18 protein-coding genes and 2 pseudogenes are annotated in these 16,431 nt (G+C 51.5%); 6 read left to right on the top strand and 14 right to left on the bottom strand.

Annotation, left to right across the window (positions count from 1 at the left end):
• Positions 1–53: 53 nt before the first annotated feature.
• The 6 genes and pseudogenes from BG842_RS18010 to BG842_RS17995 form a co-directional block, all read right to left on the bottom strand.
• Entirely contained in the window at positions 54–371 is a 318-nt protein-coding gene (locus BG842_RS18010) for a HalOD1 output domain-containing protein (protein ID WP_069451858.1), read from the bottom strand.
• Entirely contained in the window at positions 364–528 is a 165-nt protein-coding gene (locus BG842_RS30090; RefSeq protein ID WP_175424205.1) for a hypothetical protein, read from the bottom strand. Before BG842_RS30090 ends, BG842_RS18010 begins: the two co-directional genes overlap by 8 nt.
• On the bottom strand, positions 471–788 hold the full coding sequence (locus BG842_RS33220) for a HalOD1 output domain-containing protein (protein ID WP_175424207.1): 318 nt from the start codon (positions 786–788) through the stop codon (positions 471–473). The genes BG842_RS30090 and BG842_RS33220 overlap by 58 nt, the downstream gene beginning before the upstream one ends.
• Before the next feature lie 114 nt (positions 789–902).
• Entirely contained in the window at positions 903–1,193 is a 291-nt protein-coding gene (locus BG842_RS18005; RefSeq protein ID WP_139136181.1) for a helix-turn-helix domain-containing protein, read from the bottom strand.
• A 257-nt stretch (positions 1,194–1,450) separates the two neighbouring features.
• A pseudogene (locus BG842_RS18000) lies at positions 1,451–1,744 on the bottom strand (AI-2E family transporter); the annotation flags it as partial.
• 13 nt (positions 1,745–1,757) lie between these two features.
• The gene (locus BG842_RS17995; RefSeq protein ID WP_069451855.1) at positions 1,758–3,476 is read right to left on the bottom strand and encodes a SulP family inorganic anion transporter; all 1,719 of its coding nucleotides are present in this window, start codon (positions 3,474–3,476) and stop codon (positions 1,758–1,760) included.
• Positions 3,477–3,770: 294 nt separating this feature from the next.
• On the opposite strand from BG842_RS17995, the gene BG842_RS17990 reads away from it, so the two are divergent.
• The 3 genes from BG842_RS17990 (at position 3,771) to BG842_RS27940 (ending at position 6,490) form a co-directional block, all read left to right on the top strand.
• Positions 3,771–4,169 carry a DUF5518 domain-containing protein gene (locus BG842_RS17990; RefSeq protein ID WP_069451854.1) on the top strand — a complete coding sequence of 133 codons (399 nt, stop codon included), beginning with the start codon at positions 3,771–3,773 and terminating at the stop codon, positions 4,167–4,169.
• Between the two features lie 402 nt (positions 4,170–4,571).
• Positions 4,572–5,861, top strand: coding sequence for a TIGR00341 family protein (locus tag BG842_RS17985; RefSeq protein WP_069451853.1), 1,290 nt, complete (start codon positions 4,572–4,574; stop codon positions 5,859–5,861).
• 392 nt (positions 5,862–6,253) lie between these two features.
• Positions 6,254–6,490 (top strand): hypothetical protein, encoded by a 237-nt coding sequence (locus BG842_RS27940; RefSeq protein ID WP_083252627.1) that lies wholly within the window; start codon positions 6,254–6,256, stop codon positions 6,488–6,490.
• 64 nt (positions 6,491–6,554) lie between these two features.
• On the opposite strand, the gene BG842_RS17980 is transcribed toward BG842_RS27940, so the two are convergent.
• The 7 genes and pseudogenes from BG842_RS17980 to BG842_RS33210 form a co-directional block, all read right to left on the bottom strand.
• A complete protein-coding gene (locus tag BG842_RS17980; protein WP_254663283.1) occupies positions 6,555–6,950 on the bottom strand; it encodes a HalOD1 output domain-containing protein in 396 nt (131 codons plus the stop codon).
• A gap of 269 nt (positions 6,951–7,219) precedes the next feature.
• The gene (locus tag BG842_RS17975) at positions 7,220–7,678 is read right to left on the bottom strand and encodes a hypothetical protein (RefSeq protein WP_139136180.1); all 459 of its coding nucleotides are present in this window, start codon (positions 7,676–7,678) and stop codon (positions 7,220–7,222) included.
• Between the two features lie 4 nt (positions 7,679–7,682).
• A complete protein-coding gene (locus BG842_RS17970; RefSeq protein ID WP_217493342.1) occupies positions 7,683–8,192 on the bottom strand; it encodes a hypothetical protein in 510 nt (169 codons plus the stop codon).
• Between the two features lie 353 nt (positions 8,193–8,545).
• On the bottom strand, positions 8,546–9,073 hold the full coding sequence (locus tag BG842_RS29060) for a ZIP family metal transporter (protein ID WP_139136179.1): 528 nt from the start codon (positions 9,071–9,073) through the stop codon (positions 8,546–8,548).
• A gap of 262 nt (positions 9,074–9,335) precedes the next feature.
• Positions 9,336–10,019, bottom strand: coding sequence for a ferredoxin Fer (gene fer, locus BG842_RS33215; RefSeq protein WP_394327487.1), 684 nt, complete (start codon positions 10,017–10,019; stop codon positions 9,336–9,338).
• A gap of 844 nt (positions 10,020–10,863) precedes the next feature.
• Positions 10,864–11,493, bottom strand: coding sequence for a lysylphosphatidylglycerol synthase transmembrane domain-containing protein (locus BG842_RS30080; RefSeq protein WP_256388554.1), 630 nt, complete (start codon positions 11,491–11,493; stop codon positions 10,864–10,866).
• Between the two features lie 14 nt (positions 11,494–11,507).
• Positions 11,508–11,918, bottom strand: a pseudogene (locus tag BG842_RS33210) (lysylphosphatidylglycerol synthase domain-containing protein); the annotation flags it as partial.
• A 318-nt stretch (positions 11,919–12,236) separates the two neighbouring features.
• Here BG842_RS33210 and BG842_RS17955 point away from each other — a divergent pair.
• The 3 genes from BG842_RS17955 to BG842_RS17945 all read left to right on the top strand — a co-directional run bounded on the left by BG842_RS17955 (position 12,237) and on the right by BG842_RS17945 (position 15,493).
• Entirely contained in the window at positions 12,237–12,917 is a 681-nt protein-coding gene (locus BG842_RS17955) for an IS6 family transposase (protein ID WP_069451850.1), read from the top strand.
• Positions 12,918–13,076: 159 nt separating this feature from the next.
• Positions 13,077–14,117 (top strand): endonuclease/exonuclease/phosphatase family protein, encoded by a 1,041-nt coding sequence (locus tag BG842_RS17950; protein WP_069451849.1) that lies wholly within the window; start codon positions 13,077–13,079, stop codon positions 14,115–14,117.
• Between the two features lie 662 nt (positions 14,118–14,779).
• On the top strand, positions 14,780–15,493 hold the full coding sequence (locus BG842_RS17945) for a helix-turn-helix domain-containing protein (protein WP_069451848.1): 714 nt from the start codon (positions 14,780–14,782) through the stop codon (positions 15,491–15,493).
• A gap of 60 nt (positions 15,494–15,553) precedes the next feature.
• Here the strand turns inward: BG842_RS17945 and BG842_RS17940 are convergent, their stop codons facing one another.
• Entirely contained in the window at positions 15,554–16,285 is a 732-nt protein-coding gene (locus BG842_RS17940) for an aspartate/glutamate racemase family protein (protein WP_256388551.1), read from the bottom strand.
• Between the last annotated feature and the right edge of the window lie 146 nt (positions 16,286–16,431).

Here is a 16,431-nt window from a genome sequence, read left to right as displayed (position 1 = left end):
TCAAACGCCGATGCCGCCCACCTGGAGACGGTTCTCCGGTCGCTCACCACACACTACGCAGACATCCCTGCGTACACGGCGATCGCACCCTCATCGGCGACCTCGATATGATAGTCGTCGAAGCGAAATGCAACGGTTCCGACGCCATCTTGATTCTGCCCCATGACCTCTGGCCTGAAGAAGGAGTTTTCGATCGCAGCGACATCCACACCCTCGTACAGAACGGGCTCTTTCAACTCGTTTGGCGCAACACTCTCCGCAACAGCAATTGCGCAAATGATTACCGTCGTGAGATCATGACGCCCATCGCGGTCATAGTGGACTCGCTGAACGAGCTGCCAGTCATCCGCGGTCAAAGCTGCTTCAGTCAAGGTTCACCTCGTAAATCTCGATCCCCCACTCAGAATCAGACGCATCGCGACACGCCCACCCGCCTTCGACGTCGTCGCCAGTGACCTCTGCCTCCCGAATCAGGCGTGCGAGTGCACCCTGGAACTCCTCCTCGTCCGATATCTCACGAGGTGACATGCCCGTCCCATCTTCACGGACTGTAATCCCACTACTTGCCAACGCCGTGACCCGGTGCCCGTCACACGTGAACTCGAGACGTCCATCCCCATCCTGTGGGCCGACTTCCGGAGTGACTCGAACAGCTGCTCTACCGTCTCGGGATCAATGGCAGTGTGAATCGATGCTTCCACGTCGGTCCGGTCCTGCTCACTGACCGCTGCAATTGCGTCAACGATCGTCCTCGAAAGGGATTCATTCCCATCCCACCTGCATGTCACATGACGCGTCCATGCAGGACTCTTGAGTCGCTGGTGAGCTGGTCTCTCCTCTCAATATCGAGAGTATTTATATGGGCATCATACGCTCGAGCGAGAGTGGGCACCAGCGCAGACTCACTCGAAGGGTTTCCCGCTCGGCCCGAAGAGCAGTTGCTCGACGGCGATTTTGACGCCCTGTCGCAGGCGTCGGGATAGCATACCATCGCTAAGGCCGATCAGATCGGCCAGGTCCTGCTGGGTGATCTCACGCGGGACGTTCCAATACCCATTTTTGTACGCGGTGGCGAGTGTATCCTTCTGTTCGGACGTGAGCGGCCCCTTCTCCGGCGGCATCAGCGGATTGTACAGTTCGACGAGTTTTAGATCGATGTTCTGCTCTCGGCAGGCTCTCCGAAACTGATCCAAACCCGCATGGTTCCGGAACTGGAGCCGAAACTCCCAGAAATCGGACTGCTTTCACCCGATTGTTCGAAACAACCGAGTTCGACCATCGAAATCAACGTCAGTTGGCACGCTAAATATGTGACACGAAATGCATATTATCGACTCAAAGGTACCCAAGGGGGCTACTACTGCTTACGATTTTAGGAAGGAGTAGAAGCAATACCACAGTGACGGATTCAAATACCCTGTCCAGAGGATGACAATCAGATTCTTCACGATCACTGGCCGCCGTCAGTGGCTTCGCCACTCCCCGTCGTGTCGTCGAAATCATCATCCGTCTCTTGAACTGTCGTCGGACCAATTTCGAGACCGGACGTTGGTTCCTCACCCCACAGTTGTGGGACAACGACTTGGAGGAATTGGACGACGATGACCATTAGCAGCGGCCCGAGGAAGATCCCATACCACCCGAACAGTGACGGCCCGAGCAGATAGGCGAACATAACGAGCGAGAGGTAGAACATCTTTCCCGAGAGGTACGGCCGGATGTATATTCGGACGACGTTATCGAAATTCTATTGATAATTAAGTCTTTTTACATTTACGGCGCCAGTTGTCGATAATCGACGCTGCCGTCTCTTCCTCGTGGATCTCACCGAGTGTCTCGTCCAAGGACGCAGCTTTGAACATTTCCAGTACTTGCTCGTTTACCCCCGCCAAACGGAGGTCGATTTCACGCGGCTCGAGGGTACGATGCAAGTCTTCGAACATCTCCACAGACGCAAGATCCACCATGGGTGAAGAAGACAGGTCGAAGACGATGAGGTCGACCGGCGTCCCGCGCTCGTCGATTCTTTCTAAGAGGTCGTCCTGAACGCTGTTCGTGTTCGCGTAAAACAACCCGGCATCTACACGGTACACGAGCACACCCGGCTCCTCGACCGCTTCCGAGTGTTGCTCTCGGCTGACGAATTGGTCGCTCCCTGGAATTCGGGCAAGCACCTCCTTTTTGGGGTTGCTCGCCCGTGAGATGGCGATCGCGAGCGAGAGGAAGACACCGATGAACACGCCCCAGAGCATCCCGAGGGCGAGCACACCGAACAACGCCGCTAACGCGATGAAAAATTCGCTTCGACTGATGGAACGAAGTCGTTGCATCCCATTGACATCGATAATGCCAAGGACGGCGACAGTAACAACTGCTCCAAGAGTAGCATCTGGGAGCGTCGTGAACAAGCCGGTCAGAAACAAGAGGACGAGGACGAGAACGCCGACGATCACCGCGCTGACGAGCTGCGATTTCCCATCCATCGAGTCGTTGAGCGCCGATCGAGACATGCTCCCACCAACGACGAATCCACCGAACAGACCGGCACCGACGTTCGCAGCCCCATCCGCGAGGAGTTCTTGATCGGGATCTGCCCGGTAGTTGTTTCGACGTGCGAACGTTTGGACCGCCCCGATTCCTTGCACATACGAGAGGATGAAAAGTGCCAAGGCCACCGGGACGAGCGACTCGATGACGCCGATCGATGGGAGGAGAGGAACAGTAACAGGGGGAAGCCCACTCTGGATTTGGCCGACTATCGTGACACCTCGCGCTTGGAGGTTGAGTATCGACGACACGACGATGGAGAGCAGGACGACGAGGAGCGCGGTCGGTGCGCGCGGTAAAAATCGCTTGCCGAGCAATAGCAGGACGATGGAGACCAATCCGACGGCAACCGTTGTGGACTGTGCCTCGTTCAGGTGAGTGATGATGAACCCGACGCGCTGGAAGAAGGTGCCCGAAGAGCCTGAGATGCCGAAGAGTTTCCCGAGCTGCGTAGAAATGATGTAGAGACCGGCACCGGATGCGAAGCCTGTGAGTACGGACCCGGAAATAAAGTTCACGAGGTCACCGAGTCGGAATATCCAGGCCAACACGCAGATAATTCCAACCATGATTGTTGTAGTAGTGACGAGGGATATGTAGCCCATCGCACTCCCTGCTGCGATGGGGCCCACCTCCGTGAGGAGCAAGACAGCAAGCGGAGACGTCGGACCGACGATCACCTGACGAGACGAGGCGAAAAACACGTACGTAAGAGCACCCATTAGGGCGGCGTACAGCCCTGTCTGAGGAGGTAATCCGGCGAGCGAGGCGTATGCCAACCCACCAGGGATGACCGCCGCGGAGACTGTGAGACCCGACACGATGTCGGTGCGGAGCCATGACCGGTCGTACTCTGGAAGCCACTTCGTCACCGGAAGATCCGATTTAATTCCTTGCGTGATCCGTTGTGAAACACTATTGCGTGCCATGAATTTCCCCTCCCCCGATTTTGAATCCGATCAGGATACGGTGTCTGGGGCAAAAAATGTTACCAACAGAACTCATTTGATATTCTATCATTTTTAAGTTTTGATATTTTTAACAAATGGAGTTTAGGGTCTTCGCCCAGTCTACCATTAATTTCATGTCGTTCTGTCTCCGACATCTCGTCAGATTGCCATTGGTGACAATGTACTTATATGATACAAAAAACGAAAATTACAAACAAGACAGATTATTTTATAGAATACTTATCATTTTGGCGCGCCTACATCTAGGAGATCATGGAGATTAACTGGAGAGCTGTACTTGACGGATTCCTGACCGCGTTCATCCTCGGACTACTTGTCGTCTGGTTCGTCCCGGTTACGGCAATGTCGGGACTGATTCAGGCGCTCCCTGGCCTCATTGGCGGGTTCGTCGCCGGCTACATGGTTAGTGGTGGCGGACGTGGTGCTGTGCACGGTGGTCTCGCCACAGTCATTGGAGCAGTCGTCCTCCTCATCGTGTGGTCTGTGTTCGGTGCCCTGTTCGCCGGTCTGTTCCCAGCATTTACAGGGCTCGCACTTGGCCTGTTAGTCCTGATCGTCCAGGCGATTCCCGGGGCTATCGCTGGTGCCTTCGGTGGCTGGGTGAAAGGTCGCCGTACCGCGACTCGTGAGACTGCTGGAACCACTCGCTAACGAATAACGACCAACCATTACCAGTTTTTCCACCGCGGTTTCACCAGTAACTACTTTTTGGCTTATTCACTGTAGAACTACTGAATCTCCCAATTATATTGTCAATTGATCTCTGCTCTCAAATCAAATCTGGCAAGAACGACTGTTCTGCTATTTTTAATGTTGCAATGATAACAAATAATATATGAACAGTGAAATCCGACTTTACTGAGATTGATAATGTCTCCTGCTGATCGTTTGGAGAGACAATCGTTAAATTGTTGACCACGAGCTTTGGCTGAGAGAGATGATTTTCTCACCAATCGACTGGTATTCACTTCCTCAAATGAAAGCCGAAACAGATAGAAGTGCGGAATGATTGTTAGGATGACACTATATACTGAATAGCACGTATGAATATGCATGCGTCTCATCCAAGTTCTCATTCCAAAGGGTGATCGAGCGGATGTCCTTACGGCACTCGACGAGGAAGGGATCGATTATGCCGTCTGGGAGGAGACCGGTCGCGGCGACTTTGAGGCACTCGTATCGTTCCCAGTTCCCGAGCCTGGCGTTGAACCCGTACTGGATAAGCTGTACGCAGCAGGAATCAAGGAAAAATCATATACGCTCGTCATGCCGACGGAGACGGTCGTCTCCGAGCGTATCGGGGCACTCAAAGATCGATATCGAGGGTACCGTATTTCGCGTGACGAACTCGTTGCACGTGCCGAGGATCTTGCGCCTGCATCCTCAACATTTTTCATTTTCCTCGTGGTGAGCACGCTTATCGCAACGACCGGCTTGCTGCTCGATTCGGCGGCGACCATTATCGGGGCAATGGTCATTGCACCGCTGATGGGACCGGCTATCTCGGCCAGTGTCGGAGCGGTTCTCGCAGATTCTAACATGACATCACGAGGTGTGCGACTTCAAGTAACAGGGCTCCTTGCCGCAGTCGTGACGGCGGCTATCCTCGGTCTACTATTGAGAGAGACAGTTTTCCTGCCGCCGGTTGATATTCGAACGATACCGCAAGTCCTCGAACGAACCTCACCGAACTTCCTCTCACTCTTTCTGGCGCTCGGATCGGGTGTCGCCGGTGCTGTGAGTATCATCCGGGGTGCTGGATCGTCACTCGTCGGGGTTGCGATCGCAGTAGCACTTATCCCTCCTGCAGCTACCGCGGGACTTGGTCTCGCGTGGGGACATCCGGGCGTCGTTATCACTGCTGGTGTTCTCGTGCTGGTAAACCTACTTGCAATCAACCTTTCGGCGCTCATCCTGTTGTGGCTTGCTGGCTACCGCCCCGAAAAGGGTGAACAATCTAAGCAAGCTCGCAGAGCAGTTCGCGTTCGAATTGCCACGATTGTTCTCGGTCTTGTCCTCTTGTCGGTGGTTCTCGGTGCTGTCACCTGGGCCTCATTCGAAGTTGGAACTGTTACGAACAGCGCACACACAGAGACTGAAGCAATGTTTGACAGCGGTCAGTTCGGTGAATTAGCAGTCGAATCGGTGAGTGTCAACTATAATGTCGATGAGGTGCTCCTCGGGAATCCAGCTACCGTGACCGTCGTGGTGGCACACGGGCCAAACGCGCAGCTGCCAGCTGACCTCGCACAGCGTATCGATGATCGTCTGACGAAAACGACCGGAGAAGATGTTGTCGTCGATGTCGAATTTGTACGAGGACAGAGTTCAGCTTCGAATTAATGCTGTGAGAGATACAACAATAGCGAACTACTCGCTGTTTACCACAGAGAGACCCGAATAGTCAGACGTCCATCGAGTGATAGAGACGGTAGAAGCAGAGTTTCCGGATACTCACCGGTCGCCTCACTCGTTCCACTAGCGGACACGCATAGATCGAAAAGGAGATACCGGGGTGTTCCACTTCCGCTGTGGTTGGCTGAAGACTTTATCCGTCGGGTACCAAGTGTCGAGTGTAGTTAGCGTAACCCAGCAGACGATGTGGATTCTCGTACTCATCCCAACCCATACACCTACATCGGCTGCTCATTCCCCTTCTACACCACACTACGTAGTGGCACGAATAGGCCCTGGCCGAGGGTTTACCTATGAGGTAGATGAATTGGAGAGTACCAATGGTTCCAAATGGGAAATCACCACTCTCCCCACTTGCGCAAGATGCCCTTGACGCGCTCGCGAGAAGTCTCCCAGAAGAGCGAGAACTCACTTACGAGCAAGCCTATTCGATTTTGGACGATGAAGAGGATCTTGGACGACCATCTGCCGAGGATATCATCGAACGGCTGCACGATAAGGGCCATATTTACGAAGTCGAGGGGAAGATTCGACTCACGGATTACGGTTCTGAATAGCGAAGTCGGTCTCGAGAGAAGAAAGCGTCGTACTACATCGCGAAGTATGGAACGATTTTCTTGATTAGCTAGCTGGACATGGATTTCCATCCGTATCGCGTTGTGTTCCGATCGGTTCGTAAATGAGGACGGTGTTGTCGCTCCGAACAATGACTAGATAGTCCTCGACTGTGAATCGCACCTCAACGTCGCTCTTTTTCGATGCACTTGCTGTAATGATGTTTTCGAGGGCATCTGGGTTCACGTATTCGTACAGCGAGAGTGTGGTCTGGCCACCTGCTGGCTCTATCACGTCAATGAGTACGTCGACGACACTTGTAATGAGTTCCGAACTTGATGATTCGAAATCAATCGTCTCGGAGGCGACCAATGCGTATTGCGGTGATGGACTCGGTCCAGAGTGCTCTGTAGTGGAGCCGAACCAACCAGTCGTTTTCGTTCTCATTGTGTCGCTGTTCATACTTTCTGCTAGCTCCCCAGAACCTTGAGTAACGGCTGCTTACTACAGAATTCAGTAAATTGAAAGAAAGCGCTAGAGATCGAGTGTGATGGACGCTGTCCGGTTATTTAATCGAATTATATAATGAACTCAATCTATGTCTGACGAGCTTATTTGGTTCTTCGTGCCATTGATAGAGATACTCTCTCACAGAGACCAGCACGATGCCATCGTCTGGCGCCATCATCCGACAATGTCGTCGTGCTTGGATGTGAGATTTCCCTCTTTCCCTACCCATCCTTCCCGACGGGCTGAATACGGTTTGTTGTTTGATCAGCGATTTCGAATGTGTTGCCCCAGCGTGCCTGAATATCCGTGATGACCTCTCCGATTACATCAAAGAAGTCCTCGGGATAGCGTCGATCTTCTGCATCATCGGTGGTCGCTGCTGGAAACGGATGATAGTGATCGCGAGCGTTGTGTGGATTGTCGTGCCGATCCCATCGACACTCTTTCCGGTCATCTTCCCATCTTTCCACATAGTGGATGTAGAAATTGCCATCGAGCTGTAGCTCGATATCGACATACACACGTGAGATATGCTCCGGATACGCGGTTGCATCAAAGACGACCTCGACGGTCACCGGTTTGTTCGATGGAAACGGGTTAACCTGCGAAACGAGACTTATGTTTCCGAGCTTTCGTGCAACTCTTCGCAGAATCTCCTTATTCGGTGACTTCCCGTCCATCTAATCACGAATGATTTTCTGAGAGTGCGTCTGCGCCAGAATTCGGTTGGTTGGACTGCAGTCGTTGGAAGAACCGAACCATATCTGCAACTTTCACCGTTCCCGTTTGTGCGCTCGGCGTGCCATGCCCGAGTGCCTCGACAAGCGTGTCGATTTCTTCACACGCTGCGTTCCACTGCCGGAGATCGTCCATCGTCTCATCAAGCTTCTCGTAGCCGTGCTCCTGCGGGACAACCTCACCAGGCGTTTCGGCTTCATAGGTCTCCTGGAAGGACGAGATGGTGTCACTGAGTTCCGATAGTCGATTGTTTAATTCCTCAATGGTGTACTCGCGCTGCAGGCGATCGATATTCCGCCATTCGAGGTATGAGTCGTTCCGACCATACGTCACGGGATTGTCGCCGATCTTCTTCGCGACTCCCATCTCTTCGAGGAACTCCAGATATTTCCGTGCGGTATCTGGCGCAACTCCCGCTCGGTCTGCAATCTCAGAGACCCGAAGTGGATCGTTCAACTGGAGGAGTACATCGTAGACCTTCTCGACAGTCGTTCGACTCTCGAGTTCGGTTTCCCACTCCGATGCTAAGTCTCGTGGAGAGTCACTCATGCTGCTCACTACTCTATTAGTCTACTAGACCAAAAAGATTTGCTAGTTCACTACTATAGTAGTCATACTCCGAATCATGTATGGTTCCTCTTTGGAATCAAGTGGCATAACGATGATTAATATAATATTCCAACTTGATCTTGTTCGATGCCTTCTCTGTCGAGATTAATCAGCCAAGCATGAGTTTTTGCTGATATCATGCTGCCCTCCAAGCAGGTTGCGAGTATTCATGACGAAAATTAGACCGCAGGGATGCGCACTTAATCAGCCGAGTTTGTCTGGGGAGTGGGAGCAACTGATGTCGATTCAGGAGAAATATCGACGGGGCCATTCACGAATAGTGCATGCCCGATGAGGAGGACGGAAACAGTTGCACCTCCAGTTCCGACGCCCAAATTGGCGAATGAGACTCCAACGGCGACACCCTCTGGAAAGCTGTGGACGGTGAGTGTTCCGACGATGAGCGCTACCCGTCGAAAATCCGCCTCTGAAATCGTTTGTGGATAAAAATCGTACTCCCCGAGGAGATGACTCGTGCTGAAGACGAGAAGTACCCCGACAATGACTCCACCAACAACCTCTACGATGGGTCCTTGACTCAGGCCTTCAGGAAGCAACCCAAAGAGTGACGATGATGTCATAATTCCAGATGCGAATCCCCACAGTATCACGTACCAACGGTCGCTCACATCTTTGACGAAGAAAAACGGAATTGCACCAAGTCCAGCCGCTAACTCCGTGAGTAAGGCGGCGATGAAGACGAATATGTACGCTTCCGTTGTTGCCATCGTTCTAATCTTCCCTGTCTAAGGGGCGAGAATTCCACGAAGTGGCTATTCTGGCTACGCGTTTTCTCCGGTTTCAGATACGCTTCGACGTCTCCGTTGTATTTCATTCCCCCTCGTACTTTTCGCCTGCTGAGGAAAAAATGATGGTGGAATATAACTACTAGCGAGCTGTAGAGATTTTCTGGTTCTCTATAGAATCTCGGAGAACTCGCTTCAGCCAGAAAAGCTGCTGTATCGTCCCTGCGTGATTTGTCTCTCCTGTTTAGAATCGTCGCGGTGGCAATCGAAGTTCGTCTAGCACTGGGTGGTGTTTTGCATTGTAGATGAGTTTGATATTCTCGGTAATCGGGACGCCCACGCAGGTGAGGCGTGCATCGTATTGCTCGATCATCTCGTCCGAGAGGATCGTATTTCCTGGCATGGCAATTTCACCCTCCTTGAGGATCACGACACAGTTCGAACACGCACCGCCACGGCAGGCGAATGGCCACTGAAACCCGCGTTTTTCGGCTGCTTCTAATATCGATTCATCGATTCCGACTTCGATTCGACCGAAGTCTTCGGCGTCAAGGTCAGCGTCGTGCGATTTCTCGAAGAGGTCGTCGTCATCGATATCCCAGCCATAGTCGTCCAACACTTCGTAGTTGAGATACTCGACAGTCGCCTCGACGGGAGGAGTGAACGGTGTTACCTGGCCGTAGTGGTATCGTTCGGTCTCGTCGATGACTTGTGGAAGTGGATTCGAATCGAACTCCTCGAACCACTCCTCGATGGTAGTCTCTGGCCAACCGTACCATTCGGAAAGAGTGGATATTTCGATTCCTTGTTTGTACCCAATCGCTACCATCAATCGCTCAGTGGTTTCTTTTTGTTGAACCTCACCCAGCCATCTCCGAAGTTCCCCGATTGAAATGTTGTCAAGATATTCCATAGCATCGTCAGTCACGCTAAGCGCTTCAATAAGCAGAGTGGGCGATGGGTAACTGTCCTATCTTCGAATACAGTGCCATATTCCCTTTTGTCGACTCTTTGTGCTCTTCGTGACATCCCAGCTGTGACGAAAACAACGAGTTCCAGATGGTGGAACCTCTTAACTGCGTTCCCGAATTCTCCCCTGCATCGATTGTGGATGGAACTTACATCGGTATTTCCTCATTTTCTTCGTAGCTGTGAACCTGACTGACTGAGTTGCCCCTTGTTGTTTATCGGCGTTCGTCTGTTCGAGAATATTTCCGCTGGCATCGAGGATTTGGAGCTGGTGTTGTGCACCATCAAGATTGATCCACGATATTTTGTATTTTGTCCCCGTTCGAAGCTCTAACGATGGATTTTGGTCACCGCGTATCGACTCGGGTAACTTCCCTTGCCATCCGGATACTTGTCCACCGAGAAGGATCACCCGTTGATTCCCAGACGCCCCGCCCTGATCCTGGCTGCCACCATGGTGTTCGGTGCCTGTTTGTTGGTGATCCGTCCCGGACTGATTATCACCACTGTTCCCGTCTTGTGCACTTGCGAACCCTGCGGTACTAATTCCGATAGCTGTCCCCCCGAGACCTTTGAGAAGCGTTCGTCGTGAACTTCGAATCGAGGCGTTCGATTCACTCTGATTTTCTCTCATACCTATCCCCGACTGGCTGACGCCGACGGATTCAATAAAAAGTGAGTATCGTTCCAAACGAACAGCACACTCCAAGCGGTCGTTTGATCGATGTAATCAAAGTTACTTTCTCACCGATTGTGTACTGGGATATTTTAGTGAACACGGGAAGATGGGTTCTTTCGAGTAATTAGGGTGATTCGACCGAGTTGCCTTCCGATTTCGTCGCCCCGAGCATAACGATAGCACCACCACCTGCAACCACTGGAAGGAGATACGTACCCGTTCGATAGAGCAGGACCGCAGCCGTAGCCGCCGGAACGGAAATCGGAGTGAGGGCGACGAGGAGAAGAATGTATGTAGCTTCGATTCCACCGGCACCCCCTGGAAGTGGTGTGATACTTGCAGTGATGGCAAGTGGAACAACGAACATCACCACTTCGAAGGGCACCACGTATCCGATTGCATATAACGACAACCAGAGCGCAATCACCAGACAAAGCCAGCCAACCGCCGAGAATGCGAGTGCGACACCGAGTTGTCTCGGGTCGCGAGCAATCCGTTCTAGACTCCTGATGAAACCATCCACTCGCTCCGTAACGGCGGGCGTTCCGAATCGATCTGACTCGCCAATTGCTCGCTCGATAGCCTGTTCTACCCCCAATGCGACACGCTGGAGTGTTCCCTCGAGCGAAACTCGCCGCCGCCATGCAAGGATACCGAGTGTACCGACGAGGACAACGAGGCCGATGAATAGTACCGCGGCGAGTTCGATTCGAGGGTTGAGTGTCGCTCGGAAGAGGAAGTATACGAGACTGATGGTACCAGTCCGACCGACGGAAGCACGTTCAACGCGTCCACACTCGTGACAGCAGAGAGACTCACTTCGAATCGGGAGTTCGTCGCACGGGAGACGATGAGCGCAGCGAACGGTTCGGCACCAGCTTGTGCGAACGGTGTGATGTTATTTGCGAAGACGATACCCAAATACGTGCCAAACGTTCGCAGACGTGTCTGGGAGACTCCGAGTAGGGAGAGAACGACTGTGAGGCTGAGACTCCAGACGAAAAGCCACAGGAAGGCAGCGGTAACAAGAAGCGGGAGCACCCAGAGACGTGCAGAGCGAAATGCATCGACAACGGCAGAAAAGCCGACGACGGAGACTAACACGAAAATGACGATCGCTGCACCCGCAAGCCCAAGTCCAACTGCCCGAAGATTGACTGTGGATGTCCCCTGTGCCATCGTTGCTTCGTCGACGGCCAACAGTATAACGGTCCGTGATAGAGCGAGAGATGGGTTCCATTCACTAATATCATCTTGATGTCGATAATGCAGACAAGCGACGTGTATCGTGTTGTTGAGTGAATCGCGCGAAGATATCGATTACTACTTCCGTTCTAACGGCTCTTTGAGTTCTGTCAAGAGAGTACGGATTCGACGATTACTTCGAATGTACGACAACCATCCACTGACGAAGAAGAGAATATGAATTCGATCGGTTACATAGTTTGGCCCGGCACTGTCTAGATAAGGACGAGCAGGTTGAAGAGCTAGTGATTCATGCTACTCTCAAACCTGCTCAACAAGAGTTTAGAGACGGCTACGCTTGAATGTTGGGAGCGTGAGCGGACGGCGACGCCCGTCAGGGCGTTCGCCGTCCGGCTCCACGCGACCGGTTGTTCGCTCAGGGAAACAAAAGGGATTCTCGCACTCCTCGGCGTAAAACGGTCGCATCAAGCAATTTTCCAATGGGTTCATCGGGTATCTGACAGCGTCTCCGACCCGCCGTCGGCGACGCCGACGCGGGTCGCGGTTGACGAAACCGCTGTCAAAATTAACGGCGAGTGGTCTTGGGTGTACGCTGCAATAGACATAGAAACAAAGTTACTGCTCGATGTCAAAGTGTTTGATCGGCATGGGACCGATCAAGCGGCTGCGTTTCTCGGCCAGTTGGCCGAGAAACACGATCTCTCGGACGCTGTGTTTCTCGTTGATGGCTACGGCTATCGGACTGCCCTCTTTCGAATTGGGTTGCGCGGTCGGCTCGACTACACAGAACGAAACCTGATCGAAAAGTGGTTTCACACGCTTAAACAGCGGATCGACCGCTTCCATACGTCATGGGTGGGCAGTCGGCCAAGCGTCCAGCAGTGGCTTGAACAGTTTGTGCATTACTATAACCATCAGCGACCGCATCAATCGCTTGACAACCGAACACCTGTTGAGGAGGAGCTTAACTAGACAGTGACAAAAAATTAGAATTATCTAGTATTCGAATTTGATTAGTGAGAAGGTATACAGTTAGATAACAGCGAGCAATTGCTACTATTCAGTTCAAATGACCATTTCCGTAGAGTTTATGAAGCAAGTTTGTGGGTTAGTACCACGAAGTGGCGACTCATGAAAGTACTCTCGTGGAACTTGAATGGTGAAACTGCTGTCTCTGATTCTCAATTGCACAATCAACTTCAGTTGCTTAACGAGAACTGTGGGGACGTTGATGTCTTCATGTTTCAAGCTGTGAGGAACGACTCTACGAAAAACGGGGAGTGGGACATCCATCTAAATGGGCTTATCGAGTACTTTGAGAGTCTTTCTAGAGAGTATTACGTTGCACACACTGGTGATTGGTCGCGTGAACTCATGGCGTCGGACGTACAACCTCATTCAGAAATCAGTGGTACGCATAACCGCTGTAACGTGACGGTCAGTCGGTGGCCAATTGAGAGACGGCCACTTAATCTCAAGAATCACGGGCATCGAAAGCCACGAGAGCTCAATTACTACTACTCACACTTCCCGGAAAAGATGCTGGTTACAGCAATCAATACCGCTGCGGATGACACAATTGAAGCATCGACGATCGAAGTATGGAATGTTGCGATCATCAACGGATCTAATTGGGGTGAAGAAAAGATCAACATGCTTAAGACGGTGTATGACCGCATCTATCTTCAAAATAAGAAGGTCGGTTATCCTGTGATTCTGGGTGGTGATTTCAATGCACCAAAAGAAGAAACGAGTGAGAAGCAACTCATCCCGCATGGGAAACCAGCGTATACGCAGTACCCATTCTACGGCGACCCCTATTATTTTCAGGAAAATGGGAAAGCGGCTGTTGAACAGACGTTCCGACAGCGATGGGAAACAGCAGAGCAACAACTTTTCGACAGTGGAATTGGTGAATGGGGAATGCAGGACACATATCTAGCGTCTTCTCCCGAGGTATACGAAGCGAGTACCGAGGAGTATACTCATATCGTGCATAATGGAAATCCGTCGAGAAAACGCTTGGATCACATCCTGGTTTCTGATCAGTTTGCCGTGCGAGGATGTGAGATTTGGAATGGACAAAATGAGTCTGTTAATGGGTTTGAGAGAGATAATGGGTATACGAGTGATCACGCTCCGGTAGTTGCTGACATAGAGATTGGTGAATAATCCCGGGGGTCGAACGACGTATCCGAGAACATAATATTGGAACTGATAAGAGCGCTACCCGGTTCACGAACACCTTCTCACCTGTTTCCCTTGTAGAGTTGATTGGGCGAGATACGAAAAAAGAAGTGGAAGAGTTGGAAGCGTGCACGTAAGATTAGCAGGTAGGAGGGACTTTTTGTGTTTACTGGTATGGTAGAGAACTGATTTCAGTCTCGAAAATAATCTGCTGCCTTTTACTTTTGTGTGATTGCGTTATCTCCTCGTGAATAACTACGAGCGTTACACTGTCATAACGAACCCCAAGCACCCAGTGTAACGCACACTGAATCCTTTTTTATCTATCGAATATAAGGGGAGAAGAAAAGATCGTTACACTCCACAGTAATCGAGTAAAAATTACGAATCAAAACGGACGCAATTCTCGTCTGATCCTCATCTTCACGGCTACTGTGAGGGCAGTGGTGTTACGCCCGTCTGTAGAAGGGCGTTACCACCGCGTAACGCGCTCCGTGTCTGTGAAGCCCAGAAAGTGTGAACGACTGCTATACAAACCCGCGATCCGTGCGCTTCAACGAATCGAGCTCGTTCGGTGCATAGAAGCATCAAAATAATTTGGAAACGCTCATTTACTACTTCCACCTAATACAATGGTACGTCATACCATGTCAGAACAGATGCCGGCAGAAATGCTCCGACTGAAAATCCAACTGTGGCATCCAAACTGCTGGACACTACAAGTGACTGAACAAACCCAGGCGGGGCTCCTTGGCCACGGCGTTTTCACCACGAATGACGGTCAGGCAAAATCAAGATTCACCGTCTATGGGGACTCTGTCTCTGAAATCGAGGATTTGATTCAACAAACGAGAGAATCGCCTTTGACTGACTCTGTTCGGGAAATTCAGTACAGTTACGACACGAGTCAATCTCCTGTGGCAGCCCCCGGAAACGCGACCCGGGAAATATTTGTCGAGTTCAACCCTGAAAATAGCATCGACCATTCATTCGTTTCTCGTGGATTTGTCTATGATGGCCCCGTTCGGATCTATGATGGGCTTGAGCGATGGACGGTTGTGGCCCATCAAGGTCGGAAAGAGGTGAAAGAACAACTTGCAGCTATCGAGGAGGAGATGGACGCCGACATCGAAATTCTCCAGATATCTACTTACGACCGCTCCAACAGTCAACAATCAATACTCAATCTCCTTTCCGCGCGCCAACGAGAGATATTCGACCATGCTCGAGAAAACGGCTATTATTCGTGGCCACGTGAAGCGACATCGCGTGGCCTTGCTAAAGATTTAGACATCTCGAAAACGACGTTTCTTGAACATCTTCGCAAGGCTGAGGCGAAGATTCTCACTCAAATCGAGTAATTTAGTGAACTGTTCGGAATCACGCCTTGAGGTACTCGTTCTGTTCCACCTGTAAATCCCTCAACGAGACAGATCTCCCGGCATATCTCCCCGAATATCCTTTTTTGGAGGGGTCTGATATAGTCCTGCTTCACTCTGAACGAGGCCCTGCTCGGCAAGTAAACCAACCATTTTGACCGCGTTTTCGACCGGATCTATAACTGGCACAGCGGTACGCTCGGCGACCCTTTTCTGTAGACCGGCCATTCCAGAACAACCGAGGATAAGAACTTCTGCTCCAGCATCCTTCGCTCGCTCCCCTGCTCGTGATAACGCATCCACTGTTTCATCTTTGTCTTCTTCTAACTCGAGCACCGATAGGTTAGTCGACTCGACGGAGGCGAGTCGATTACTTAGCCCGTACCAGTGGACCATATTCTCCATCATTGGGATTGCCCGTGGGAGGGCGACCAAGATGCTAAACCGATGGCCAAGCAAGGTTGCTGTCGCCAGCGACGCTTCCGCAACGCCAACGACAGGAACATCGAAGACTTCTTTCAGCGGGTAGAGTCCAGGGTCGCCATAGCAGGCGATGACAACCCCATCAAACTTCTCCCCGATAATCAGCAATCGTTTCGAGCATCGCGATGGCGGCGAGATGGTACTCGTAATATGATTCGAGTGATTCCGGACCGATATCTGGATTCGTGACGATTGTTTCTGTTTGGGGAGATGCTGCTTGCTCTGCTGATTTTGCGATGTTTCAGTCATCGCCTCTGAGGTATTTGGATTAAGGACGAGAATTGTATTCATCAGAGGGAACCTTGTATTACTGCTTCTTGGTCGCGGACTGGAAATCCTGCACCGCTTCTTCAACAGTGAGATACGGTCGATGGATGTCCGGGAACTGCGTATCGAGTTCGTAGCTGAAGCGCGTTATTTGTGAGGCCTGCACTGCT

This window comes from Haladaptatus sp. W1 (assembly GCF_001723155.1).
Lineage (GTDB): Archaea > Halobacteriota > Halobacteria > Halobacteriales > Haladaptataceae > Haladaptatus > Haladaptatus paucihalophilus.
The sequence above is the reverse complement of the archived record's forward strand: the minus strand, read 5'-3'. Positions and strand labels throughout refer to the sequence as shown.